This is a genomic window from Leeuwenhoekiella blandensis MED217, from assembly GCF_000152985.1.
Classification (GTDB): Bacteria; Bacteroidota; Bacteroidia; order Flavobacteriales; family Flavobacteriaceae; genus Leeuwenhoekiella; species Leeuwenhoekiella blandensis.
Window position 1 is genome coordinate 2184262 of record NZ_CH672395.1, and the last position, 24764, is coordinate 2209025.

Sequence of the window (24764 nt, forward strand, 5' to 3'; positions counted from 1 at the left end):
TTATAACTAAACAAACGGATTTGATTTTCACTTTTTACAACTTCTGCAGGAAGTTTTCCTCCACCCGGTTTATATAAGGTTGTATGATGAAAAAACCATAAGCCCAAAACAATTAGCGATAATAAAACTTGACGCTTCAGTAAGAAAATCCAATAGATCACAAAAAGTACATTCACTGCGATGAGCACAGGAATTACCAAGGTTAATACCGATATAGGAGGGAAAATTTTAGGTGGATAATACGGAAGAATGTATCCAACCAAAAGGAAGAAGGCAAAAATGCTATTGATAAAAAAAACAAATTTGTTCCAGATCCCAAGGTTTTTCATCAATTCTCTTTTCCGGCTTTAAACAAGAAGTCTTTTTCGTCTTTTGAAAGACTGTCATAACCGCTTTTACTTATTTTGTCTAGAATAGCATCGATCTTGACCTGCTTTTCATTCTTAGACATCGACGGTCTGGAACGATAGGAAGTTCTTTCTGAAGTGGTCTTATTTTTATAAACGGTCTTCATTTTAGCTTTCTTAGCTGCTTTTGGCTTGGCCTTGAATAAGCCCACAAAATTATCAGCAAGCCGTTCCCACCAAAGTCCAATGTCGTTGCCTTTACCCAATTGCTGTGCATAAACATAACCAAAAATAGCGCCGCCCACGTGTGCAAGGAGTCCGCCTGCATTTCCCGAACTTGGAATTTGAATCAAATCAGTAAGCACAACAAATACACCTATGTGCCAGAGTTTTACATTAAAGAAAATCACACGCACTTCAGTATTGGGCGTATACGCGGCAATAAAGATCATAATGGCTCTAACGGCTGCACTAGCTCCCACCAGATAAGCGCTCGAGGTAATGAGAACAGGAAAAAGATTATACGCTAAAACGAATAAAACTCCGCCAGATAAGGCACCTAAAAGATAAATCGTAAGAAAACGCTTTTCGGTAAATAAATTGAGTACAATCTGACCAAACCAATATAAAATGAGCATATTCCAGAAAATATGCCAAAAACCGGCGTGTAAAAATGCGTAGGTAAGCAGCGACCAAGGCTGAATGATCAATCGGCCTAGATCTGTAGGTAGACTAAACCAATGACTCAAAATAGCCCCAGAATTCAGCATCCATTCTAACAGCATAAAACCAATCCAGACCAAAACATTGATCACAATGAGCTTTACGACAATGTTTGCCGTTTTAAATTGATAACTTAAGCTAGGTCCTGCCATAAATTAATACCAGCGTTTATCGTTAAAACTGTTCTTTTTCCAATACCACATCATTATAAAACCAAAAAGTGCTCCACCAATATGCGCAAAATTTGCAATATTTCCTCCAAATATTGAGAAACCGGTTACTCCTGAAAACAAATCAAGCAAAATCAATCCAGGTATAAAAAATTTAGCTTTAATCGGTATTGGCAAGAAAATTAAGAATAATTCAGCATTAGGGAATAACATTCCAAAAGCGACTAAAACGCCATAAATAGCACCAGATGCTCCTACAGCTGAAGTAGAAAACGCTTCGATCATCCCTTGAATTTTTTCAGGCTCTCCAACATTTGGATAAGAATACTGGCCCGACTGCTGAATACTTGTAAAGGCTTTATTTACAGTATCTGCAATTTCTGCAGGGGTTAAACCTGCATTGATCAAGACTTCATAACCGGCTTGATAATGATAATACCCTACCAAAGTGTGTATTAAAGCAGCTCCCAAACCCGCAGAGAAATAAAAGAAAATAAACTTATTACGCCCCAGCGCTTGCTCTACAGGACCACCAAAAGCCCAAAGCGCATACATATTGAATAAAATATGAAAAATGCTACTTTGATCGTGCATAAACATATGCGTCACCGGTTGCCAAAAGTGAAAATTGGGATTTTCAGGAAACCAAAGACCAAAGAGCTGGACTGCATTAGGTAACAAAAATTGTGATCCAAGAAAAAAGATCACGTTTATGATAAGAAGTACTTTTACTGTTTCGGTTATTCTACCCATTAATCTGGTTTGAAATGATTAAACGCAACTATACGTTAAGTATTATGCGTTAAATTTACGATCCAGCTCCTCGACTGTAAGCGTAATAAACGTTTTTTTAAGAAATGGCGACAGCGTGGGTTCAGTGCAGGCAAATAATTTGTTTACCAAATGCTCCCGTGAACGCTCATCTAACTTTTCACCGGTTTTTACCGCCATACTTTTTGCCATACTCTTAGCCAAAACATCTGTTTGACTAAAGCCGGCATTAGGAACCTCCTGCTCTACATCACTTAAAAGTTGCTCCAGCACTATAGAAACTTCACTCTCCTGAATACTTGCAGGAATACCTGAAACCTCTAGAACTCCAGCCTCAGGCATACTCAAGGCAAAACCTGTATTTTCTAAAGAATCTTTCAGTTCTTTTAAGATCTCAATTTCTGAAGCAGAAAAATCAAGCCGAAGCGGAAAAAGCAATTGCTGACTTACCGATTCTTTGACGGTGATATTCCGCAGAAATTCTTCATATAAAATACGTTGATGCGCCCGGTTTTGGTCGATGAGCATCATGCCGCTTTTTATCGCACTTACGATATATTTACTATGAATCTGGTACGTGTTAGCTGAATCGTTCTCAGTTTCTTTAGACTCACTGAAGCCTTTGCTTTCGTGTTCTATAAACAAAGATTCAGTTTCTGGCTCTTGCTCGATCTCTACGTGACTAAAACCGCTGGTATCGGTTTTTCTATCGAGTCCTGCATAAAGATTTTCCCAACCGGCAGCACTCTTTTTTTCATAGCTCGGTGCACTTTTGAATCCGCTAGTCGTTACCTTTTGCTCTTCTTCAAACGGATTGAAATGACGATCTACTTCAACCTTGGGTGGCTTTGCTTCCTTATTTTTATAGGCATAAGGCGTATCCATATTAGATTCCCGATTAAAGTCAAGAACCGGCGCAATATTAAACTGCCCCAAACTGTGCTTAACTGCCGCTCTTAAAAGCGTGTAAATCGCGTGTTCATCCTCAAACTTCACTTCAGTTTTTGTGGGATGAATATTGATATCAATCGTCTTGGGATCTACTTTTAGATAAATAAAGTAGCTCGCGCGGGCACGATCTGGCAACAAGCCGTCAAAAGCCGCACTCACCGAATGATTAAGGTAAGGATGCTTGATAAATCGATCATTCACAAAGAAAAACTGTTCGCCTTTAGTCTTCTTTGAAAATTCTGGTTTTATAATAAATCCGTCGATATTTACAATTTCAGTTTCCTCGGAAACGGGAACTAATTTTTCATTGGTTTTAGGACCAAAAACACCCACAATACGTTGACGCTTATTGGTTTTAGGAAGGTTAAAAAGTTCGCTATCATTATGATACAGCGTGAAAGCAATAGTCTCGTGTGCCAAAGCAACCCGTTGAAACTCATCGATCACGTGACGCAACTCCACAGAATCTGACTTTAAGAAATTACGTCGAGCAGGAATGTTGAAAAACAGATTCTTTACAGCTATTGAAGTTCCTTTAACCGCGGCACAAACTTCCTGATTTTTTATCGTACTGCCTTCGATCTCGATTTGCGTTCCCACCTCTTCATCTTCGGGCTTTGTCTTTAAGTCTACGTGAGCGACAGCGGCAATAGAAGCCAACGCTTCACCTCTAAATCCTTTTGTACTTAAAGCAAAAAGATCATCGGCAGCGTTGATTTTTGAAGTGGCGTGACGTTCAAAACTCAAGCGCGCATCTGTGGGGCTCATCCCCTTACCATCATCAATGACTTGAATTAAGGTTCTACCGGCATCTTTAACCAGCAATTTTATAGAACTAGCGCCAGCATCAATAGCATTTTCTAATAACTCTTTTACCACCGAAGCCGGGCGTTGTACTACTTCTCCCGCTGCAATCTGGTTGGCAACGTGATCGGGTAAAAGTTTTATGATATCAGACATCTAATAGGTTTACATAAACACCCATAGACGATCAGAGAAATACTGATGTAAATGGGTGTCAAAATTTTTTAATTCGATACTGAAAATGGGAAGTAAAAACTATCCAAAAAATATACTCAAATCAAAATCGATGATATAAAGAAAAAGAAAAAGAAGCGCCATAATAATGATGAGTGTCATCTTATTTGCCCGCTCATCTTTATTGTATTTAAAATCATCCCAAGCAGTGGTAAACTTCTTTTTAAGGCCCTTATTCTCGAGTGTAGCCTTACGGTACTGATCAAATTTTGATTCTAATTTAAACGGAGTACTGCTTCCCTCATAGTATCGAGGGCTGTAGCTATATTTCTTGTTTTTACGTGTTTTTAAAACTCCCATAATTCCTAAATTTCAAAGTTACAATAAAAGGAAAGTCTATAAAAACAACTTTTCCTCAATCCAAAGAATACAAAAAGCATTCCAACTAAGAATATAGCGAATTCTTTTTAAAATCGAGCGTCTTTACGCAGTTGTGCCATCTTAATCGCTGCCACAGCAGCTTCAACACCTTTGTTACCGTGCTGGCCACCGCTACGATCTATAGCCTGCTGCATCGTATTATCTGTAAGTACACAAAAGATCACAGGAATATCACTTTGAATATTCAAATCTTTGATGCCTTGCGTTACCCCTTCACAAACGAAATCAAAGTGTTTGGTTTGTCCTTGAATTACACTACCTACAGCAATTACAGCATCAAGCATGTCATAACTCTGCTGCATTTTTTTACATCCGTAGATCAACTCAAAACTTCCGGGAACATTCCATCTCACGATGTTCTCCTTTTGAACACCACAGTCTATAAAGGTGTCAAAAGCACCTTGAAAAAGGCCTTCGGTAATTTTATCATTCCATTCTGAAACAACAATCCCAAACCGAAAATCTTTCGCATTTGGGATTGTTGCTTTATCGTAAACAGACAAGTCTGTTGTAGCCATAATGTTATTTTTAGTTATTCGGCACCAGCCACTCCTAATAAAAGAGGTACTTCACTAGCCTCTGCAGACGTGCTGTAATCTTCTTCAATTTGTTTTAATAATGAAGCTGCTTTGTCTTTTTTATCTAGAGCTAATGCAACCTTCGCCGCTTTCAAAAGAAAACGTGGAGCTGCAAAATTATTTTTTGCAGTTTTAGCAGCATCCTCATAATAAGATAGTGCTTCTTCAGGCTGATCTAATTGCATAAACGCATCTCCAATAGAACCTTTTGCCAATGGCGCTAACATCGCGTCATCACTTTCAAAATCGTCTAATTGATCTATCGCTTCCTGATACTTATTTGTATTTAAATAAGCCATACCTGCATAATAATGTGCAAGATTTCCGGCTTTTGTGCTTCCGTAGTTATCAATGATATCTAGAAAACCATATTTACCTTCACCTCCGGTAAGTGCAAGATTAAAAAGAGAATCTTTTGCTACGCTACCTTCAACAGCTTCGTTAAAATAATTCTGTGCTTGATACATCTCGTTAGAAGCTTCAAGTTCTTTGGGCTCTTGAACAAATTTCTCAAACGCCAAATAACCTAAAACAGCAACTACGATAACAGCAATACCAATAAAAATTGGTTTTTGGTTATTTTCTACCCAAGCTTCGGTCTTTGAAGCACCTTCATCTAAGGATTCAAAAACTTCTGCAGTTGTGCTTTCTTCCTGCACCTGCTCTTCAACCTCTTCTTTGTTCTTAGGTTTATAACCTCTTTTTTGATATGTTGCCATACTTTAACTTTTGTTGGGCGCAAAAATAAAATTTTTATTCAATATTAACAGCGTATTGTTTTTTATTTTTCAATAATTTGCATACGCTTCTTTAATTCACCAAGCCTTTATTTATCAAGGTTTTAGCACATTTAAAACATTTATATTCGGTATGATCCTTAAAGCACTTTCGCTTATTAACTATAAAAATTTTGAAAGCATCTCCTTTGATCTGGATGCTAAAATCAACTGTTTTGTAGGCAATAATGGAGTCGGAAAAACCAATGTGCTTGATGCGGTGTATCATCTTTCTTTTGGTAAAAGTTACTTCAATCCTATTACTACACAAAACATTAATCACGATGCAGACTTTTTTGTGATTGATGGTATTTATGATAAAAATGATCGGGAAGAAAAGGTAATTGTGAGTGCAAAAAGAGGTCAAAAAAAAGTGATTAAACGCAACGGCAAGATCTATGAGCGTTTTTCTGATCATATAGGATTTCTTCCGCTAGTCATCATTTCGCCGGCAGATCGAGATCTCATAATCGAAGGAAGCGAAACCCGTCGCAAATTTATGGACGGTGTCATTTCGCAAAGCGATAAAGCCTATCTAGACACGCTCATAAAGTACAATAAGATCTTATCGCAGCGCAACGCTTTACTTAAATATTTTAACGCCAATCATACGTTTAATCCAGATACGCTTGCTATTTACAATGAGCAAATGCACGAGTTAGGTACTTCATTGTATAAAAAACGCAAACAGTTTTTAGAAGATTTCACTCCCATTTTTAAAAAGCGTTATGCCGCGATAAGCGGAGACAAAGAAGAAGTGAAATTGAAGTATAAAAGCCAGCTCAACGATGCGCCTTTAAATCAGTTATTCGAAGAAAACCTAAAAAAAGATCGCGCGCTTCAATACACTAGTGTTGGTACGCATCGCGATGATCTCAACTTTAAAATTGAAAGTCATCCTATAAAGAAATTTGGTAGTCAAGGTCAGCAAAAATCCTATCTCATTGCACTGAAACTGGCGCAGTTCGACTTCATAAAAGCACAAAGTAACACCACGCCAATATTGCTTTTGGATGATATTTTTGATAAGCTAGACGAAAGCCGTGTTACACAGATTATCGATCTGGTAAATGATGATAATTTTGGCCAACTTTTTATAAGTGATACCCACGCAGATCGCACCGAAGCTATTGTAAAAGAAATTCATCAAACCTATAAACTTTTTAAACTGTGACTAAATCAGGAATCCTTTTACTGCTACTACTCTCTTTAATTTCCTGCGGAAAAAATGATCCCGAAGCGCAATTGAAAAACCTGAACGGTTATTGGGAAATTGAAAACGTAGAAACTCCTTTTGGAAAGGACAGAGCTTATAAATTTAATGAACGTATAGATTATATTGAGATTCAAGATTCTACCGGTTTTAGAACCAAAGTGCTTCCGCGAATCGACGGAACTTTTGTAAATAGCGACACCCAAGAACAAGTAACCGCAAGAATAATTGATGATTCTTTGCGTTTACAATACCGTACACCTTTTGATTCCTGGACAGAGACTGTTTTAGAAGCAAATGATGAAAAGCTCAGCGTAAAAAACGATCGCGGAATGATCTATTCTTATAAAAAATTTGAAAAAATAAATATTACCGATTAATGGCAAAACGTGACGCAGATCCTAAATCTATTAAAGATGTACTTGGTGCATTTGTTGAAACCAATAAACTTCAAAAAGGCTTTGATAAAGTCAATGTTGCCGATGCCTGGCGCGATGTGATGGGACCGGCAATTTCAAAATATACCACCCAATTAAAACTTGATGGGGATCGCCTCATTGTACAACTCAGCTCCTCAGTCCTGCGAGAGGAATTGAGTTATGGTAAAGAAAAAATTATGCGCAACCTCAATGAAGAACTGGGCAAAGAAGTGATCACAAAAGTGGTCTTACGCTAACGAAAACACATAAAAAAAGCGGCTCAATGAGCCGCTTTTTTCGTTCTAAATCCTTGTTGGATTAGAACATCTCTCTTCCTGAAAAGTGAAATGCGCTTTCAATAGCTGCATTTTCATCGCTGTCACTACCGTGAACTGCGTTCTCACCTACAGATTTAGCAAACATTTTTCTGATAGTTCCTTCAGCAGCTTCAGCAGGATTGGTTGCTCCTATTAAAGTTCTAAAGTCTTCTACTGCATTTTCTTTTTCTAAAACAGCAGCAACGATAGGACCTCTGCTCATAAACTCAACAAGCTCTCCGTAAAAAGGACGCTCACTGTGTACTGCATAGAATTCTTGTGCATCTGCCACAGTCATTTGAGTTAATTTTAAAGCTACGATACGAAATCCTGAAGCTGTAATCTTTTCTAATATTGCGCCAATGTGTCCATCTTCAACAGCATCGGGCTTAATCATGGTAAACGTTCTGTTTGTTGCCATTTTTTGTGTTTTAATAATTTCGCTTACGCGGAATTTTCTGTTTTTAAAATCGGTGCAAAAGTAATTCTTTTAATTACAATACCTAAAGGCTTTGGAATTATTAATAAGCTTGCTGCAGCTCCTGAAGCACTTCGCCCCCTAAACCTATGATTTTTAATTGAATACTGCTATTTTTTAAATCGATTTCTACAACACCATAACTGCGTTCACTTACCACCTGACCTACCCGGTATTGGTTTGGCTCACCGTCATAAGCGGTATAGGAATGTGTCAAACCGCTAGAGGTAAAATCGATCAAGGGATAATCAAGCCCCTTTAGGTTCTTTTTAGAAAACTCAGAAATGTGCCGATCACCACTCAAGACCAATATCGCTTTTGAATTTGCATTTTTTACCAGTTTCTCAAAACGCTTGACTTCGTTAGGTAAATTGCCCCAAGTTTCAAAACCGTGTTCAGCACTTAGCAACTGAATACTGCTCATAATCACTGTAAAATCGGCCGCCTCTTCAAGTTGCTCCTCAAACCATTTCCATTGCTTTTTACCTAGAATAGTTCCCTTCTTGCTTCGGTTGGGGCGGTAACGCTTTTCAGGATCTGAAGAAGGCTGCAACGAAGTTCTAAAATAGCGCGTATCTAATACAATGACTTTTATAGTTTTTCCATCTTGAGTAAAGGTTTTTGCGCTATACACTCCTTCTCTACTGCGTGCCGCGGCATCTTGAGGCAACCCTATAAAATCAAGAAACAATTGCTGACTTTTACGCTTCATCGCGTATTCGGTACCACCGTCATTGATACCATAATCGTGATCGTCCCAAGTTCCCATCACAGGAACATTCTGAATAAACTTTTGATACGCAGGATTTGCTTTTTGTTGCGCATACATCGCTTCCATCTTACTCATATCATTAGTATCAGCATAAATGACATCGCCTCCCCAAAGAAACAAATCAGGATTTCGTGAACCCATATCTTCCCAAAACGGATTGAGTAAATCTACTTTATTACAGGATCCAAAAATGATTTTAAAATGAGAAGTGTCTTGAGCAAATACTGTGATTTGAAATCCAAAACACAACACAAAAAAATAAAAGGCTTTCTTACAAGAGGTCATAGTATAGAGCTTGTTTGACACAAAAATAAGGTATCCCACATTAAGCCTAGATGAAGAAATTGTATATTCGCCCTCTATGAAAGCATCAGAATTAGCAGTTCTCAAAGAGCTATTGGCTACGCCTAAAAAAATTGTTATTGTTCCTCATAAAAACCCCGATGGAGACGCGATGGGTTCTACACTTGCACTCTATCAATATTTGATTAAAACGGGACATACCGCACACGTGGTTTCTCCCAATGATTATCCAAAATTTTTAAAGTGGCTGCCGTTTGAAGAAACTGTTGTAAAATATGATCTTCAGAATAAAAAGGCGGTGCGACTCATCAAAGAGGCAGATCTTATTTTTACGCTAGACTTCAATGCGCTTTCTCGCGTAGCTGAAATGGCTCCTGCGCTGCAACAAGCCAAAGCACAATTTATAATGATCGATCATCACCAGCAACCTGATGATTATGCTGTGGTTACGTACAGTGACACCAGTATTTGTGCAACTTGCCAGATGGTGTATCACACCTTTGAAATGCTTGATGCTACTGATCAGGTAGATGCGGCTATCGCCACGTGTCTATATACCGGTATTATGACAGACACCGGCTCGTTTCGATTTCGATCTACGACCGCGACTACACATCGCGTGATTGCCGACCTTATAGAAAAAGGTGCCGATAATGCCTTGATACACGAGAAAATTTATGATGCCAACAATTTCTCAAGGATGCAATTGTTAGGCACTGCCTTAACAAACCTGCATCGTCTAGAAGAATATAGAGCAGCCTATATCACCCTTTCCCAGGAAGAATTAGATGCTCACGATTATCAAAAAGGCGATACCGAAGGCTTTGTAAATTATGGTCTGTCTCTTGATAATACCGTTTTGGCGCTCATTTTTATCGAAAATAAGCAGGAAGGCATCATTAAGATCTCGTTGCGTTCTAAAGGTGACTTTTCTGTGAATTTAATGGCACGTGAACATTTTGAAGGTGGTGGCCATACCAATGCTGCCGGTGGTAAAAGCGATCGTTCATTAGAAGATACTGTTGCTTATTTTATTAGTATATTACCCCAATACAAAGAAGCTCTTAATGAATAAGATTGTAAGCGCAATACTCTTGGTTCTATTTGCAGTTGGCTGCAAAACCCCAGAAGCCAGACGACCTGTAAGCCATTCTTCTGGCTCTTATATCGATGCTTCTATAGCACGCAATAAAAAACTTAATAAAGCCGAAGAAAACGCGATCAAAGAACTGATGGCTCAAAATCCCGAGGTAGAATACTTTACCTCAGAAAAGGGGTTTTGGTACTATTACAACAAGCGCGATACCAGCGCTGTTCTTACCGCAGAAACCGGCGACCTGGTAAGCTTTGAATATGAGATCAATGCTCTTGACGGAACGCCTATTGTCACTAAAACCGAATTAGGCCCGCAAACCTACCAGATCGAGCAAAGCAATCAGGATCTTATCTCCGGACTTAAAGATGGCCTTAAACTGATGAAAGAAGGCGAGACAGTAACTTTTTTACTTCCTTCTCACAAAGCCTTTGGCTATTATGGTTATGAGGACAAAATAGGCTCTAATCTGCCCATACAAACCCGCGTTACACTCAACGACATAAAACCCAGTAATTCTGAAAATTAATTATGAAAAAAGCCCTTCTTTTTACATTCTTGATTCTTTTTACATTTATAGCCTGTTCTGATGAACAATACCCCGATCTTCAAGACGGTTTATACGCCGAAATAAATACAAACAAAGGCCCTATGGTCGTGCAGCTTTTTTATGAACAAGCCCCGGCAACTGTTGCTAATTTTGTTGCTCTTGCTGAAGGAAATAATCCGTTAGCCGATTCTATTTATAAGAAGAAGCCCTATTTTGACGGTTTAAAATTTCACCGCATCATCAAAGATTTTATGATTCAAGGTGGAGACCCCAATGGTACAGGAAGTGGCGGTCCCGGTTATAAGTTTCACGACGAATTTAGCCCAGAATTGAAACACGACACCATTGGTGTGCTTTCTATGGCAAACTCAGGGTATGGAACCAATGGAAGCCAATTTTTTATCACCGATGCTCCTACTCCACACCTTGACGGATACGATGCTGAAGACAACCTTAAAAATTGTGAGAATCCACAAATTGGTTGTCATACGGTTTTTGGTCAATTGATTTTAGGTTTCGATGTGCTTAAAGCGATTACTGAAGTAGAAATGAAAGATCCACGTCGTGGAAAACCGATGCGTCCCGTCACTATGGAATCGGTGCGCATTATTAGAAAAGGAAAAGATGCCAGACATTTTGAAGCGCCCGAGGTATTTACAGAAGAGTTAGATCGTCACGCTGAAGAACTCGCCGAAGCAGCACGTGCAAAACAAAAATTAAAAGAAGAACAACAAGCTCAGTTCGAAGAACAACGCCAAAAGGCCGATACGCTAGAAAGTGGTTTAGCCATTTACATTTCAGAAAAAGGAAGTGATGTAAAACCCAAACGTTCGCAAATGGTTAAGGTGAATTATGCAGGATATTTTGAAGATGGCGAACTCTTTGACAGCAGTATGAAATCTTATGCCGAAAAGTGGGATATGCAAACACGACCTAAAGAGGAAATGTACAAACCCACCGAAATCCCATACGGTCCCGAAGCTCAAATGATCGCCGGTTTTAAAGAAGGCGTGCAGCAACTCAATTACGGCGATAAAGCAACGCTGTTTATTCCGTATTATTTGGGGTATGGTGAACGTGGATACCGCATCATCCCACCAAGAACCAATTTGGTATTTGAGATCGAACTGGTTGATGATCGAGAAATAGAGAACGAATAACAATAGCCGCCGAATAAGGCGGCTTTTTTAATAGGTTCAGGTCAAATGTTAAGGCTAAAGCCTGATTTTGTTAAGCCTTTCTAAAAATGGAGATTCTTTTTCCCAATTCTATTGCATTGGCTGTGTCTTTGCCTAAACTTGGTAGTTCATATAAAAGCAAAAGCAATGATTACATTTAAAAAGAATATTATAACGCTTGCATTAACTGGAGCCTTAGTAGGTACACTTAGTACAGCAGCAAAAGCTCAAGAAATGCAAGCTCCCATGACTACACAAGCGCAGGCCAATATTACTACTGCAGAATTAAGCAAATTTGCAGATGCATTTCAAGAAGTTCAGGTAGAAAATCAGGCAGCACAACAAAAGATGATGGGAATCATCAAGGACGAAGGACTCGATGTACAGCGCTTTACCGAAATTCAAAAAGCGCAAATGAATCCTGAAGCTGAAGTTGAAGCTACAGATGAAGAACTGAAGATGCACGCAGCAGTAGTTGCTGAATTACAAAAAATGCAACCGGCTCTAGAAACCAAAATGGCGGGAATTATCGAAGACCACGGGTTAACGCTTGATCGTTATAAAGCGGTAGCGATGGCGCTTCAGCAGGATAAAGAACTTCAGAAAAAGTTTCAGGGAATAATGATGAAGAAACAAACTGAAGGATAAATTCAAAATTGAATAAAAAGAAAATGAAAAGGGAGCTGAAATTTCAGCTCCCTTTTTTTATTGGCGCCGCCAAAGGGTCGAATACTCCAAGGCTTGCCTTGAAATTCAACATTCGTTTCCAAACAATACCTTATGGACTTGCCCAGAAGTGGTTTACTAGAATATGTTAGGCGTTATTGCTTGACAGGAATATCTTTTAAAATCTCCTGTACAAAATGCCAAAACTTCTGTACTGAAGATATACTGGCGCGTTCATCAGGTGAATGTGCACCACGTATGGTTGGTCCAAATGAGATCATATCCATATCTGGGTAATTCTGTCCCAAAATACCACATTCTAATCCGGCGTGACACGCAGCGACATGCGGTTCTTCGTTGGTGATCTTTTTATATTTTTCTACCAGCACTTTCAAGATCGGGCTATCCATATTTGGTTTCCATCCCGGGTATTCTCCAGATAATTCTACTTCGCAACCTATAAGTTCAAAAACACTGCGAATGGTATTCGCCAGATCGGTACGAGATGATTCAACCGAAGAACGCGTTAAACATAACACTTCAATTTCTCCATCTTTAACCACTACTCGCGCGACATTATTTGAAGTTTCTACAAGACCTTCAATATCCGGACTCATGCGATAAACTCCATTCCACGCGGCTTGTAAAGCTTTTAATAAACCTTCCTGAACTCCTAGATTCATAACCTTTTCAGGCAGCGGCGCTTCTTCAAGCGTCACCTTTAAGTTAGGTTCTAGAGTTTTATATTCCTCTTTTAGCGTTTCGGTAAATTCAGCAATATCTGCTTTAAAAGCTTCGGTGTGAATTTCATCGATACAAAAAACAGCCACACTTTCTCTAGGGATTGCATTGCGTAAACCGCCACCATTTATTTCGGCGATCTGTAAACCGTAATTTTCAAATCCGTCCAGTAAAAAGCGATTCATAAACTTATTGGCGTTACCAAGACCTTTGATGATATCCATACCCGAATGTCCACCTTGGAGCCCGTTTACCGTAAGTTTAAATCCGGTTTTACCAGTAGCAACCGCTTCTTCTTGATAGGTTCGGGACGCTGTGATATCTACTCCACCTGCGCAACCCACACCGATCTCATCATCTTCTTCGGTATCCAAATTGAGTAGAATATCGCCTTTTAGCACGCCGCCTTTAAGTCCCATTGCTCCGGTCATTCCGGTTTCTTCATCAATAGTAAACAAAGCTTCTAGCGCTGGATGCGGAATAGTTGTACTCTCCAACAAAGCCATTATGGTGGCAACACCCAAGCCATTATCAGCTCCCAGCGTTGTACCTTCAGCCTTTACCCAGTCGCCTTCCACTTTCATCTTGATCCCTTCAGTATCAAAATCAAATTGCGTCGCATTATTTTTTTGATGCACCATATCCAGATGCGATTGCAGCACAACCATTTGTCGATTTTCTAAACCTGAAGTAGCCGGTTTTCTGATGATCACATTTCCTACTTCGTCTACAAAAGTTTCCAGATTTAAATTTTCGCCGAAGGCTTTCATAAAAGCAATAACACGTTCTTCTTTTTTAGAAGCTCGAGGCACTTCATTCAAGTCGGCAAACTTCTGCCAAACCGCTTGAGGCTCAAGTTGGCGTATATCGTTATTTGTCATAAAATCGTTTTTTGCAAAGGTACAGGATAACTTTTGGTCGCCTTTCAAAATGGTATTCTTTTACATAGTGCTCGAAAAGTTAATCTTGGCTTAAATACTTTAAAAGCCTATAAACTCTGGCTAACTTTTACACACTAAATAATATCCTTATGAAAAAACTAGATCAACGCAGTATAGACGAACGCTTGGATAAATTAGAAGGCTGGGAATATAAAGACGATGCCATTCACACAACGTTTGAGTTTGAAAATTTTAAAGAAGCCTTTGCGACAATGACACGTATCGCTTTTGAAGCCGAACTACAACAACATCACCCCGAATGGACCAATGTGTACAATACCTTGAGTATTTCACTTTCTACACACGATGCCGGCGGACTAACAGAAAAGGATTTTAAACTTGCGCATACTATCGAAGACCTAATGGAAAGCTAAATTTAAACGTGAAAGATACAGGTGTTTTTAATCTGAAAATTAGACTTTAGGAAATGCCGAATTTTGTTAAATTTACCGCCTTTAAAAATCCGAATTATGGGAAGAGCATTTGAGTTTAGAAAAGCTCGTAAAATGAAGCGCTGGAGCGCAATGGCGAAAGCCTTTACACGAATAGGAAAAGATATTGTAATAGCCGTAAAAGAAGGCGGTCCTGATCCTGATTCTAACTCTCGTTTGCGCGCTGTCATACAAAATGCCAAGAGTGTCAATATGCCTAAAGACAACATCGAACGCGCCATTAAACGTGCCAGCGATAAAAGTCTTGGCGATTATAAAGAAGTACTTTTTGAAGGTTATGCACCTCACGGGATTGCCATACTCATCGAGACGGCGACAGATAACAACAACCGTACGGTAGCAAACATTCGATCATATTTTAATAAATGTAACGGAAACCTGGGAACTTCAGGATCTGTAGAATTTATGTTTGATCACACGTGTAACTTCAGAATCAATGCAGAAGGTGTTGATGCGGAAGAACTCGAACTCGAATTGATCGACTACGGGGCAGAAGAGGTTTTTGAAGACGAAGACGGAATCATCATTTACGGCCCTTTTGGAAGCTTCGGTGCTTTGCAGGCATATCTGGAAGAAGCTGGTCACGAAATTCTTTCTAGTGGCTTTGAACGCATTCCTCAAGTAACCAAAACACTTACTCCTGAAGAGGCAGAAGATGTAGAAAAGCTTTTGGAGAAAATCGAAGAAGACGATGATGTACAAAACGTATATCACTCGATGGATGAATCTTCTTCTGGAAGCGAAGAATAATCACGATACACTAAAATAAAAAAAGGAGCTTCAAATGAAGCTCCTTTTTTTATACTGAAATTCTAGTGGAATTACTTTGCAATATTCACCGCTCTGGTTTCTCTGATCACAGTGATCTTAACCTGACCCGGATAAGTCATATCCGTTTGAATTTTTTGTGAAATTTCAAAAGACAAGGCCGAAGCTTTCTCGTCATTCACTTTTTCGCTTTCTACAATTACGCGCAGTTCTCTACCCGCTTGTATCGCATAAGCCTTTTTGACACCTGCAAAACCAAAAGCAATATCTTCAAGATCTTTTAATCGCTGAATGTATGAATCTAACACCTGACGTCTCGCTCCCGGTCTCGCTCCGCTGATCGCATCACACACCTGAACGATTGGCGCTAGTAAAGTTTTCATTTCGATCTCGTCGTGGTGGGCTCCAATTGCATTGCATACATCTGGTTTCTCACCGTATTTTTCAGCCCACTCCATACCTAGTAATGCGTGAGGCATTTCGCTTTCCGTCTCCGGCACTTTACCTATATCGTGTAAAAGTCCGGCGCGCTTAGCAAGTTTAGGATTGATTCCCAATTCTGCAGCCATGGTCGCACAAAGCTTCGCTACTTCCCTACTGTGTTGTAATAAGTTCTGACCATAAGAAGAACGATATTTCATTCTACCTACTGCTTTGATCAATTCAGGATGTAAACCGTGAATTCCCAGATCAATTACGGTGCGTTTACCAACTTCTACAATTTCTTGCTCGATCTGTTTAGTAGTTTTCTTGACTACTTCTTCAATACGTGCTGGGTGAATACGACCATCTGTTACAAGTTTATGAAGTGATAAACGCGCAACTTCTCTACGCACACTGTCAAAACAAGAAAGAATAATCGCCTCCGGAGTATCATCTACAATGATCTCAACACCGGTAGCGGCCTCGATGGCACGTATGTTACGACCTTCACGACCAATAATTCTACCTTTAACATCATCACTTTCTAGATTAAACACAGAAACGCAGTTTTCAACCGCTTCCTCTGTACCAATTCGCTGAATGGTGTTGATGATGACTTTTTTAGCATCTTGCTCTGCGGTAAGCTTGGCTTCCTCCATCGCGTTTTGAATAAACGCCATCGCATCACTTTTTGCCTGATCCTTTAAGGATTCTACCAATTGTTCTTTAGCATCATCTGCAGAAAGTCCCGAGATCACTTCTAATTGTTGCACCTTACTGGCGTGCAACTTGTCAATATCAGATTGACGCTTATCAAGATATTCTAAGCGATCATCATAGTCTTTTATCTTGGCCTCAACCTCTTTATTTAATTTCTTGTTTTTAGCCAATTCGCTGCTTACCTGAGACTCCTTATCACGCGTTCTCTTTTCGGCGTCATTGATCTTTTTATCACGTGAAAGAATCACTTTTTCGTGCTCAGATTTAAGCTCGATAAACTTTTCTTTTGCCTGAAGGATCTTATCCTTTTTAATAGATTCTCCCTCGCTCTTTGCTTCTTTTACAATGTTTGCAGCTTCTTTTTTTGCATTGCTTACAATTTGAGAGGCATTATTTTTCTCTAGCAATTTTGCTAGTAAAAATCCTAGTGTGCCGGCAATTAAGATGACACCTACGATTATAAGTACAGTATTTCCCATTGAGTTAGTGTATATATAAAAAAAGCCTACATTGGAAGTGTTTTGAGTAAACTCCTTAAAATAAATCATAGGACTAACGAGCTGATCAAGAATCCGTTCAAAGACGGCGCGCTTTTACAACTCAGACTCATCCCTCTTAAAGAATATAGTGTTGAGTTTACCAAAAAATGTAACCAATGTAGGCAGTAAGTAATTCTATTTTAAAGAACGTTAGGATAACTGACTTTTAACCAGCAACTCTAAGTTTTTCAGTTGCTCGATGGCTTCAGAGTGTTCTCCTGCGCCGTTCATATCCTGTTGTATTGTTTTTGAAGCAAACTGTAAAGCACACATGGCTAAAACATCTTGCTTATCTCGCACAGCATAACTTTGCTCAAATTTCTTAATCATTACCTCAATTTCTTTCGCCGCTTTACGTAAGCCTTCTTCCTGTTGAGGTTTTATGGTTAAAGGATAAACCCGATCTGCTATAGATAATTTGATCTTTAAGTGTTCTGACATATCCTTTAGTGCTAATCTGCAAGTTGTGCGATACACGCATCAAGTTCGCGCATCATAGCATTTATTTTGAGCTTGGTCTCCCGTTTGTATTCATTACTGCCCAGCATTGCATTTGCAGTTTTAAGTGTACTGTATTTTGCTTCCCAATTTTGAAGAACCTCGTGCAAGTTGTCGTTATCTTGCTTCAGTTGTTCATTTTCAGCCTGTAACAGTTCGTTATGACGCTGAAGCTTCTGGTAGCGATGCACCAATTTGCTCATCACATTTTGTAATGCATCAACGCGCTCCAACAGTTCACTCATAACCTCGTTTTAACAATGCTTCGTCACACAAAGTTAACATTCGTGCACTAATATCCCAATACAATCTATTTTATTTTTAAATTACATATAGCTGTGAATAATGTTTTGGATTTTAGTTTTTTAGCACTCAATTGATTATAATTTAAAACTCAAGCTCCCAATCAAATTGTTCAAAAGAATGATGTTTTAGGTTACATCATCATACTAATTCGTAGCATTTGATGTTTAATTACTATAGTTTACCTCAAATAGTTAATTTAGCTTTTCTATGAATATGAACTTTCTGCTAGCCTTCTTGATGTTTAACGGAATCCTTTGTGCGCAGAGCGATATTCCGCAGGATGTATTTATCAAACCCTTAAAGATCCCAACGGTTTTTGCAGGAACTTTTGGAGAATTGAGAAGCAATCATTTTCATAGCGGATTAGATATCAAAACCCAACATCGTACAGGACTCGAGGTGGTGGCCAGCGCCGGCGGTTATGTAAGTCGTATAAAGGTTTCGCATTATGGCTATGGCAAAGCGCTTTACATCACGCATCCCGACGGGCATACCACGGTCTACGGTCATTTGAGTAAATATGCTCCGGCAATCGAGGCCTATGTAAAAGAAAAGCAATATCTGGCAGAAAGTTATGAGATTGAACTTTTTCCCAATCCTGATGAACTACAGGTAACCCAAGGCGATCTGGTTGCTTACAGCGGCAATACCGGTGGCAGCGGCGGTCCACATTTGCATTTTGAGATCAGAGACAAGAATGAGCGACCGATGAACGCACAACTCTTTGGTATACAGGCTCCAGATCATCGCGACCCGGTCATTAAAGACCTTGTGGTCTATCCCCTAGCCGACTCCAGCCAGGTAAATCAATCGCAATTGCAACAAAAACTGAACTTTACAAAACAGCAAGACGGAACCTTCTTAGCCGAAAAAATACGTGCTTACGGTCCACTAGGGTTTGCGGTAGGAACTATCGACCAACAAGATGGCGCCAATAACAACAATGGCATTTATGCGATTGAAACACGCCTGAATGGGGAGAAAACGCTTGAAGTTTTAATGGATAAATTCTCCTTTGCCGAAACCCGGTATTTAAATCGAATGATCGACTACGCCCGTTATGAAGGAGAACGTGAACGCGTTCAAAAGCTCTTTATCGAGCGTAACAATCCCTTGAGCATCTTTAAATATGAAAAGGACAAAGGAATCCTAAACCTTACAGAAAATGGTTCTAACGCGATCTACTCTATAAAAATTAAAGACATTCAAGACAACACGACCACGCTAGTTATTCCTATCGAAATTAAAAAGGAAGAAATCTTAACGCCAAAGATTGATAAAACCACACCTTATTATGTGCAGGCTGATGCCAGTCAGAATTTTGAAGTAGGCGATTGGGAACTCTTTATTCCTGATGGTGCATTTTATGACGATTACTTTCTGGATATCTCGGCTAAAACCGATGCTTTACATTTGGATGAAGATCTGATTCCGGTACACAAATACATTAGGTTGGCTTATGATGTTTCGGCTTTTAAACCCGAAGATCGAGAAAAGCTTTTTATAGGACGGGTAAGTTATCGTGGGAGCTTGCGCTACGAAGGTGCACGTCTCGAGGGAGATCAGCTTACGGCTAGCGTAAACGCATTGGGCGATTTTAAAATAGGTTTGGATACGCAACCGCCAAAAATTCAATCTTTAGACTTTACAGACGGAAAATGGATCTCCAACCATAAGACGATCAACTTTAAGATCACAGATGAAGCTACCGGCATCAAAAGTTACCGGGCTACCATCAATGGAAATTTTGCACTTATGGAATATGAGTATAAAAAGAACCAACTCACCTATGCTTTTGAAGATGGTATAAGCCAAAGCGGTGCCAACGACTTTAAACTCATCGTGACCGATAATGTTGGGAATAGTACTACTTTTGAAGCAACTTTTTACAGAAAATAATCCTCTTGAGCCGATTAAAATTCCTTCTAGCCCTTTGCGCTTTTACAACAGCCGCTACAGTTTGTGCGCAAACCGCTACGATTAAAGGAATTGTTTTTAATGAAGCACAGCAACCGCTAGATGCAGTTGCTATTTCCTGGGATGCTGAAGGGACGCAAACCGACGAAAATGGGTATTACCTGATAACAATCCCTGCCAATCGCGAGATCAAGATCAGTTTCTCTCATATTGGTTATAAACAAAGTAGTACTCGCTTTAAGCTTCAGCCTGGCGAGATTATTGAATTTAATCCCGTATTGAAGACTATGGTTGAACAAATGGCAGATGTGGTTGTCACTTCAGCAACGTTAGACCAACAAGAAGGCATCATCAGTCTTGCTCCCGAAACCGTACGCAAAATTCCCGGCGCTAATCCCGGTGTAGAGAATTTGCTGCAAGCCTTACCCGGTGTGAGCAGCAACAACGAACTCAGTACGCAATATGCGGTACGTGGCGGAAACTATGACGAAAACTTAATCTATATCAATGATGTAGAAGTGTATCGCCCTTTTTTAATACGCTCGGGACAGCAAGAAGGCTTGAGTATCGTAAATCCTGATCTTGTTAGAAACATTGATTTTAGTGCCGGAGGTTTTCAGGCTAAGTATGGCGATAAGCTTTCTTCTGTGCTTGATATCACTTACCGAAGACCCGTTAATTTTACAGCTTCAGCAGATCTAAGTCTTCTTGGCGCCAGCCTTTCCACAGAAGGCATAAGCAACAACAAAAAGTTTACTGCGCTCGTAGGAGCTCGTTATTGGGATAACAGCTTGCTTGTAGATGCCAAACAAACACAAACCAATTACCAACCCCGTTTTACCGATTTACAAACCTATCTGACCTATACCTTCAACCCCAAGTTCAGTATGGATTTTTTAGGAACGATCGCCATCAATAACTACAATTATGAGCCGCAGACTAGGCAAACTAATTTTGGTACGCTAGCCGATCCTGTAGCCCTGCTGGTGGTATATGATGGTCAGGAACAAGACCGTTATGAAACCTATTTTGGAGCAGTAACCGGAACCTACAAACCCAATACACATCTCAATCTAAAATTTACCGCCTCTGCCTATCACACGCAGGAGCAAGAGCATTATGACATTCATGCACGCTACGCTTTAGGAACACCCAGTACCAATATAGGCAGTACCGATGCCGGTGAAGTTGATTTCACACGTGCAATTGGTTCGCAGCTCACGCACGCCCGCAATGATCTGGATGCGCTAATTGTAAACCTTCAGCATAAAGGGCAGTATATCAAAAATGAGCATCAACTGGATTGGGGTCTGAAATATGCGCACGAATCGATTAGAGACCGTTTACAGGAATATGAGATTATAGATTCTGCCGGCTTTTCTGTGCGCCCGCCGCTTGAAACTTTTACCAACCAGCAACCTTATGAAGCCTTTGACGCTCCGTTGACTCCCTTTACTTCCCGACGTGCACAAAATACGGTAAACATCGATCGGTTGATGGGGTATTTACAATATTCCCGAAGGTTGAACTGGTCTACTGCAAAAGCCTGGTATAATATCGGAGTGCGTTCACAAGCCTGGACGGTAAGTGGTTTAGGGATTGCATCCAACACCCAACAGGTTTTTAGTCCGCGGGGGCAATTCAGTATAAAACCCAATTGGAAAAGCGATATGCTTTTTAGACTTGCTGCAGGTGTTTACCACCAACCTCCCTTCTACCGTGAACTGCGTAATGCTCAGGGACAAGTACTTCCTGAGGTTGAAGCACAACGTAGCTTACATTTGGTACTAGGCAATGACTGGAGTTTTGATATGTGGGGGCGTCCGTTTACGCTCACTTCTGAAGCTTATTTTAAAAGTCTAGACCACGTAAATACATATACCTTAGAAAATGTACGCATCAGGTACCGCGCCGCCAATGATGCCGAAGCTTACGCCTATGGTTTAGATGTGCGTCTTGCAGGAGAATTTGTTCCGGGAACGGAAAGTTGGATCAGTCTAGGACTCTTAAAAACCGAAGAAAACATTCAAGACCGCGGGTACATTGCCAGACCTACCGATCAGCGTTTTAAGATGGCCTTTTTATTTCAGGATTATGTACCGCGCATTCCTGATATGAAACTTTACCTCAAAATGGTGTATCAAACCGGCTTACCCGGAGGTTCACCCAATTATGCAGATCCTTATTTTTATCAAACACGATTACCTTTTTATTTCCGGTCTGATGTCGGCTTTTTATACGATATCATCAACGCAGAACGCGGTGCTTCAACAAACAGTTTTATTAAAGAGCTGAGCACGGGGATTGAGATCTTCAATATTTTTGATCGTCGCAACAGCATCACCAATACTTTTGTACGAGACGCGGCATCACGGCAACAATATGCGGTTCCCAATTATCTCACGCCACGGGTGTTTAATGTACGCTTGCGTGCACGCTTTTAGCTAGGCAATAAAGTCTTTTAACGTAGCCACCACATAATCTACTTCTTCTTTAGTATTCTCGTGAGAGAATGAAAAACGTATCGACGGCTTGTTCAGTTTGTCTTTGGCAAGAAAGGCGTTAAGCACATGGCTGCCTTGATCGCTTCCGCTTTGACAAGCACTACCTTTAGAGCATGCAATTCCCTTTAGATCCAATTGAAATAAAAGCATCAGCGCTTTATCTTCAGGCACCGGAAGACACACATTGAGCAGTGTGTAGGTACTTTTGGTACCGTCACCACAATTTCCATTAAAATGTACATCAGGGATGTGTTGCTCTAATTGCTCTTTAAAATACCACTTGATCTCTTCGATATAGGCGCGCTCTTCAGCAAGATGCTCCTGAGCTTTGATCAACGCGGTTTCCATTCCTGCGATGTTGTGCACCGGTTCGGTTCCTGCACGACTTCCGCGCTCTTGTCCGCCACCAAAAATAAGCGACTTGATTTTGCTGTTCTTCCGTAGAAAAGCAAACCCCACACCTTTGGGACCGTGAAATTTATGCGCAGCTGCAGCAATAAAATCGACAGGAATTTCACTTAAATTCAGATCAAAATGTCCTACCGACTGCACCATATCACTATGAAACAAGGCATTATGCTCTTTAGCCAGTTTAGCCACCGTTTCTAGGTCGAGCATATTCCCGATCTCATTATTGATGTGCATTAAACTGATGAGCGTTTTCTCGTCGCTCGCTTCAAGCAATTGCGCTAAATGCTCAAGATCTACACTCCCACATTCTTTGATGTTTACATGAGAAACCTTGATATCATAAGCCAATTGCAAATGCTCTACCACGTGAATCACAGCGTGATGCTCAATAGGACTCGTAATGATGTGTCGCACTCCAAGATCGCGCACCGCACTGTTGATGATCAGGTTATCGGCTTCAGTACCTCCGGAAGTAAAAACGATCTCTGCCGGAGTTACATGTAAATATCCCGCAATGGTTTTACGCGCTTGTTCTATGATAGATTTTGCTTTTCGGCCCACGGCGTGCGTAGAAGAAGGATTTCCCGGAACTTCCCGCATTACCTCGATCATACGCTCTAATACTTCAGGACGAATTGCGGTGGTTGCCGCATTATCAAAATACACTTGTGACATTTCTAAATTTTAGTGGCACAAAATTAACGAGAATAAAATTATTTAGTCCGCTTAAGCGTTAGTAAAATGCATTTCCGTTATTTTTGCCCAAAATCTTGTATTTAGTCTATGAAAAAGATCCTGTTTTTCCTTTCACTTATCGCCTTGAGTTCTTGTGATGATGGTGATATCATTGTTTCCTCTTTTGACTTTTCTGAACAAGATGTTGAGTACTGCTCTACGGTAGATAATACCGAATCTGAAACCGTAAATTATATTTTTTACAAGATCAACTCAGAAACCAACGAAGCGATCGCTTTTAGAATAAGTACCGACGAACCTATTCTAACCGAATTGAGCAATGAAACGCCTTATACCTTTAATCTGGGCAGCAGCTCAAATAGCTTTGTCTCCTATCGCATTTTTAATAATGCCATAACTTCAGATTATTTCTGTAATGAGGTACCACCTTCACAACCCAGTGTAACCGAAGAATACATCAGCGCCGAAGGAACTGTGACCATCGTTACGCAAGGGGAATACGATGATAATGACGGGATAGATGCGGAGTTTGAAATGACCTTAAACGGTGAGACCGATCTTGACGGCGACGGAATCCCAAACTATTATGATTTTGACGATGATGGGGATAACATCCCAACCAATCAGGAAGGCGTTGTTTTAAATGAAGACGGCTCAATCAATATGGAAGCATCTTTAGATACGGATGGTGACGGCATCCCTAACTTTATGGATCCTGATGATGACGGCGATGGCGTTCTTACGATAAATGAAGATCTAGGGAATGAAGATGGTACTCCTGATCTTAACCCGAATAACGACGTTACTGATGTGTCTATTGGTCCTGATTATTTAAACCCCAACATCGCTATAGATCATAACGTTAACGAATACCGCGTACACACCTACTCGTTAAACAACATCACGCTCACCATCAACTTAACCAACTTGGTGTTTATTTCCCAAAACGGAGAAGAAACCATCAGGCAAGAAGCCTTGTTGTTTGGGGAATATAGCGCTCCAAGCCAACCTACCACCGTGAAGCCGGAGTTTCCTGAGTAGTTGAAAGAATCCGTATTATTAAAAATAAAAAGCCGAGTATTACTGCTCGGCTTTCTGTTTTATATGAGTTTAAAGCTGTTCTT

25 protein-coding genes, 1 other RNA gene and 1 pseudogene are annotated in these 24764 nt (G+C 40.1%); 12 read left to right on the plus strand and 15 right to left on the minus strand.

The features are described from left to right. The 7 genes and pseudogenes from MED217_RS19130 to MED217_RS09465 form a co-directional block, all read right to left on the minus strand. Positions 1–332, minus strand: a pseudogene (locus tag MED217_RS19130) (endonuclease/exonuclease/phosphatase family protein); the annotation flags it as partial. Next, positions 329–1222, minus strand: a complete 894-nt coding sequence (locus MED217_RS09440; RefSeq protein WP_009780284.1) for a rhomboid family protein — start codon at positions 1220–1222, stop codon at positions 329–331. The gene MED217_RS09440 and the pseudogene MED217_RS19130, both read right to left, overlap by 4 nt. A gap of 3 nt (positions 1223–1225) precedes the next feature. Next, on the minus strand, positions 1226–1993 hold the full coding sequence (locus MED217_RS09445; protein WP_009780285.1) for a rhomboid family intramembrane serine protease: 768 nt from the start codon (positions 1991–1993) through the stop codon (positions 1226–1228). A 42-nt stretch (positions 1994–2035) separates the two neighbouring features. Beyond that, complete coding sequence (gene mutL / locus MED217_RS09450; RefSeq protein ID WP_009780286.1) at positions 2036–3922, minus strand: DNA mismatch repair endonuclease MutL; 1887 nt, start codon at positions 3920–3922, stop codon at positions 2036–2038. Between the two features lie 99 nt (positions 3923–4021). Then, on the minus strand, positions 4022–4300 hold the full coding sequence (locus tag MED217_RS09455; protein WP_009780287.1) for a hypothetical protein: 279 nt from the start codon (positions 4298–4300) through the stop codon (positions 4022–4024). Between the two features lie 107 nt (positions 4301–4407). Then, complete coding sequence (gene ribH, locus MED217_RS09460) at positions 4408–4899, minus strand: 6,7-dimethyl-8-ribityllumazine synthase (RefSeq protein ID WP_009780288.1); 492 nt, start codon at positions 4897–4899, stop codon at positions 4408–4410. Positions 4900–4913: 14 nt separating this feature from the next. Beyond that, complete coding sequence (locus tag MED217_RS09465) at positions 4914–5678, minus strand: tetratricopeptide repeat protein (RefSeq protein ID WP_009780289.1); 765 nt, start codon at positions 5676–5678, stop codon at positions 4914–4916. Between the two features lie 151 nt (positions 5679–5829). On the opposite strand from MED217_RS09465, the gene recF reads away from it, so the two are divergent. From recF to MED217_RS09480, 3 genes are read left to right on the plus strand one after another with little or no spacing between them, the layout of a single operon-like run. After that, positions 5830–6909: a DNA replication/repair protein RecF gene (recF, locus tag MED217_RS09470; protein WP_009780290.1), complete on the plus strand. Its 1080-nt coding sequence runs from the start codon at positions 5830–5832 to the stop codon at positions 6907–6909. After that, on the plus strand, positions 6906–7328 hold the full coding sequence (locus tag MED217_RS09475; protein ID WP_009780291.1) for a lipocalin family protein: 423 nt from the start codon (positions 6906–6908) through the stop codon (positions 7326–7328). Before recF ends, MED217_RS09475 begins: the two co-directional genes overlap by 4 nt. Then, positions 7328–7624: a DciA family protein gene (locus MED217_RS09480; protein WP_009780292.1), complete on the plus strand. Its 297-nt coding sequence runs from the start codon at positions 7328–7330 to the stop codon at positions 7622–7624. The genes MED217_RS09475 and MED217_RS09480 overlap by 1 nt, the downstream gene beginning before the upstream one ends. Before the next feature lie 61 nt (positions 7625–7685). On the opposite strand, the gene MED217_RS09485 is transcribed toward MED217_RS09480, so the two are convergent. Continuing rightward, positions 7686–8105: a nucleoside-diphosphate kinase gene (locus tag MED217_RS09485; RefSeq protein ID WP_009780293.1), complete on the minus strand. Its 420-nt coding sequence runs from the start codon at positions 8103–8105 to the stop codon at positions 7686–7688. A 100-nt stretch (positions 8106–8205) separates the two neighbouring features. Beyond that, entirely contained in the window at positions 8206–9219 is a 1014-nt protein-coding gene (locus MED217_RS09490; protein ID WP_009780294.1) for an alkaline phosphatase D family protein, read from the minus strand. A 76-nt stretch (positions 9220–9295) separates the two neighbouring features. Between MED217_RS09490 and MED217_RS09495 the strand changes: the two genes are divergently transcribed. The 4 genes from MED217_RS09495 (at position 9296) to MED217_RS09510 (ending at position 12706) form a co-directional block, all read left to right on the plus strand. Further along, positions 9296–10312 (plus strand): DHH family phosphoesterase, encoded by a 1017-nt coding sequence (locus MED217_RS09495; protein ID WP_009780295.1) that lies wholly within the window; start codon positions 9296–9298, stop codon positions 10310–10312. After that, a complete protein-coding gene (gene gldI, locus MED217_RS09500; RefSeq protein WP_009780296.1) occupies positions 10305–10859 on the plus strand; it encodes a gliding motility-associated peptidyl-prolyl isomerase GldI in 555 nt (184 codons plus the stop codon). Before MED217_RS09495 ends, gldI begins: the two co-directional genes overlap by 8 nt. Before the next feature lie 2 nt (positions 10860–10861). Continuing rightward, complete coding sequence (locus MED217_RS09505; RefSeq protein WP_009780297.1) at positions 10862–12040, plus strand: peptidylprolyl isomerase; 1179 nt, start codon at positions 10862–10864, stop codon at positions 12038–12040. 165 nt (positions 12041–12205) lie between these two features. Further along, on the plus strand, positions 12206–12706 hold the full coding sequence (locus MED217_RS09510) for a DUF4168 domain-containing protein (protein WP_009780298.1): 501 nt from the start codon (positions 12206–12208) through the stop codon (positions 12704–12706). Between the two features lie 173 nt (positions 12707–12879). Here MED217_RS09510 and MED217_RS09515 read toward each other — a convergent pair whose 3' ends face one another. Beyond that, on the minus strand, positions 12880–14346 hold the full coding sequence (locus MED217_RS09515; RefSeq protein WP_040533432.1) for an aminoacyl-histidine dipeptidase: 1467 nt from the start codon (positions 14344–14346) through the stop codon (positions 12880–12882). A gap of 149 nt (positions 14347–14495) precedes the next feature. On the opposite strand from MED217_RS09515, the gene MED217_RS09520 reads away from it, so the two are divergent. Together MED217_RS09520 and MED217_RS09525 are read left to right on the plus strand one after the other, a co-directional pair. Next, positions 14496–14780: a 4a-hydroxytetrahydrobiopterin dehydratase gene (locus tag MED217_RS09520; RefSeq protein ID WP_009780300.1), complete on the plus strand. Its 285-nt coding sequence runs from the start codon at positions 14496–14498 to the stop codon at positions 14778–14780. A 96-nt stretch (positions 14781–14876) separates the two neighbouring features. Next, positions 14877–15608, plus strand: coding sequence for a YebC/PmpR family DNA-binding transcriptional regulator (locus MED217_RS09525; protein ID WP_009780301.1), 732 nt, complete (start codon positions 14877–14879; stop codon positions 15606–15608). Between the two features lie 71 nt (positions 15609–15679). On the opposite strand, the gene rny is transcribed toward MED217_RS09525, so the two are convergent. The 4 genes from rny to MED217_RS09540 form a co-directional block, all read right to left on the minus strand. Further along, complete coding sequence (gene rny / locus MED217_RS09530) at positions 15680–17248, minus strand: ribonuclease Y (RefSeq protein WP_009780302.1); 1569 nt, start codon at positions 17246–17248, stop codon at positions 15680–15682. A gap of 48 nt (positions 17249–17296) precedes the next feature. Then, positions 17297–17405, minus strand: a non-coding RNA gene (gene ssrS / locus MED217_RS18755) — 6S RNA. Between the two features lie 53 nt (positions 17406–17458). Then, positions 17459–17749, minus strand: a complete 291-nt coding sequence (locus MED217_RS09535) for a cell division protein ZapA (RefSeq protein WP_009780303.1) — start codon at positions 17747–17749, stop codon at positions 17459–17461. An 11-nt stretch (positions 17750–17760) separates the two neighbouring features. Further along, complete coding sequence (locus tag MED217_RS09540) at positions 17761–18051, minus strand: hypothetical protein (protein WP_009780304.1); 291 nt, start codon at positions 18049–18051, stop codon at positions 17761–17763. Positions 18052–18319: 268 nt separating this feature from the next. On the opposite strand from MED217_RS09540, the gene MED217_RS09545 reads away from it, so the two are divergent. Continuing rightward, positions 18320–20011 (plus strand): M23 family metallopeptidase, encoded by a 1692-nt coding sequence (locus MED217_RS09545; RefSeq protein ID WP_009780305.1) that lies wholly within the window; start codon positions 18320–18322, stop codon positions 20009–20011. A gap of 5 nt (positions 20012–20016) precedes the next feature. After that, the gene (locus tag MED217_RS09550; protein WP_009780306.1) at positions 20017–22473 is read left to right on the plus strand and encodes a TonB-dependent receptor; all 2457 of its coding nucleotides are present in this window, start codon (positions 20017–20019) and stop codon (positions 22471–22473) included. Here the strand turns inward: MED217_RS09550 and MED217_RS09555 are convergent, their stop codons facing one another. Next, complete coding sequence (locus MED217_RS09555) at positions 22474–23619, minus strand: cysteine desulfurase family protein (RefSeq protein ID WP_009780307.1); 1146 nt, start codon at positions 23617–23619, stop codon at positions 22474–22476. 108 nt (positions 23620–23727) lie between these two features. Between MED217_RS09555 and MED217_RS09560 the strand changes: the two genes are divergently transcribed. Then, positions 23728–24681, plus strand: coding sequence for a hypothetical protein (locus tag MED217_RS09560; RefSeq protein WP_009780308.1), 954 nt, complete (start codon positions 23728–23730; stop codon positions 24679–24681). Positions 24682–24764: the final 83 nt, after the last annotated feature.

Coding starts and splice junctions, on each gene's coding strand:
- MED217_RS09505 (WP_009780297.1), top strand. CDS start 10,862: ATGAAAAAAGCCCTTCTTTTTACATTCTTGATTCTTTTTACATTTATA.
- MED217_RS09515 (WP_040533432.1), bottom strand. CDS start 14,346: ATGACAAATAACGATATACGCCAACTTGAGCCTCAAGCGGTTTGGCAG.
- recF (WP_009780290.1), top strand. CDS start 5,830: ATGATCCTTAAAGCACTTTCGCTTATTAACTATAAAAATTTTGAAAGC.
- MED217_RS09510 (WP_009780298.1), top strand. CDS start 12,206: ATGATTACATTTAAAAAGAATATTATAACGCTTGCATTAACTGGAGCC.
- MED217_RS09445 (WP_009780285.1), bottom strand. CDS start 1,993: ATGGGTAGAATAACCGAAACAGTAAAAGTACTTCTTATCATAAACGTG.
- MED217_RS09545 (WP_009780305.1), top strand. CDS start 18,320: ATGAATATGAACTTTCTGCTAGCCTTCTTGATGTTTAACGGAATCCTT.
- gldI (WP_009780296.1), top strand. CDS start 10,305: ATGAATAAGATTGTAAGCGCAATACTCTTGGTTCTATTTGCAGTTGGC.
- MED217_RS09535 (WP_009780303.1), bottom strand. CDS start 17,749: ATGTCAGAACACTTAAAGATCAAATTATCTATAGCAGATCGGGTTTAT.
- MED217_RS09495 (WP_009780295.1), top strand. CDS start 9,296: ATGAAAGCATCAGAATTAGCAGTTCTCAAAGAGCTATTGGCTACGCCT.
- ribH (WP_009780288.1), bottom strand. CDS start 4,899: ATGGCTACAACAGACTTGTCTGTTTACGATAAAGCAACAATCCCAAAT.
- MED217_RS09465 (WP_009780289.1), bottom strand. CDS start 5,678: ATGGCAACATATCAAAAAAGAGGTTATAAACCTAAGAACAAAGAAGAG.
- rny (WP_009780302.1), bottom strand. CDS start 17,248: ATGGGAAATACTGTACTTATAATCGTAGGTGTCATCTTAATTGCCGGC.
- MED217_RS09485 (WP_009780293.1), bottom strand. CDS start 8,105: ATGGCAACAAACAGAACGTTTACCATGATTAAGCCCGATGCTGTTGAA.
- MED217_RS09540 (WP_009780304.1), bottom strand. CDS start 18,051: ATGAGTGAACTGTTGGAGCGCGTTGATGCATTACAAAATGTGATGAGC.
- MED217_RS09440 (WP_009780284.1), bottom strand. CDS start 1,222: ATGGCAGGACCTAGCTTAAGTTATCAATTTAAAACGGCAAACATTGTC.
- mutL (WP_009780286.1), bottom strand. CDS start 3,922: ATGTCTGATATCATAAAACTTTTACCCGATCACGTTGCCAACCAGATT.
- MED217_RS09520 (WP_009780300.1), top strand. CDS start 14,496: ATGAAAAAACTAGATCAACGCAGTATAGACGAACGCTTGGATAAATTA.
- MED217_RS09555 (WP_009780307.1), bottom strand. CDS start 23,619: ATGTCACAAGTGTATTTTGATAATGCGGCAACCACCGCAATTCGTCCT.
- MED217_RS09480 (WP_009780292.1), top strand. CDS start 7,328: ATGGCAAAACGTGACGCAGATCCTAAATCTATTAAAGATGTACTTGGT.
- MED217_RS09455 (WP_009780287.1), bottom strand. CDS start 4,300: ATGGGAGTTTTAAAAACACGTAAAAACAAGAAATATAGCTACAGCCCT.
- MED217_RS09525 (WP_009780301.1), top strand. CDS start 14,877: ATGGGAAGAGCATTTGAGTTTAGAAAAGCTCGTAAAATGAAGCGCTGG.
- MED217_RS09490 (WP_009780294.1), bottom strand. CDS start 9,219: ATGACCTCTTGTAAGAAAGCCTTTTATTTTTTTGTGTTGTGTTTTGGA.
- MED217_RS09560 (WP_009780308.1), top strand. CDS start 23,728: ATGAAAAAGATCCTGTTTTTCCTTTCACTTATCGCCTTGAGTTCTTGT.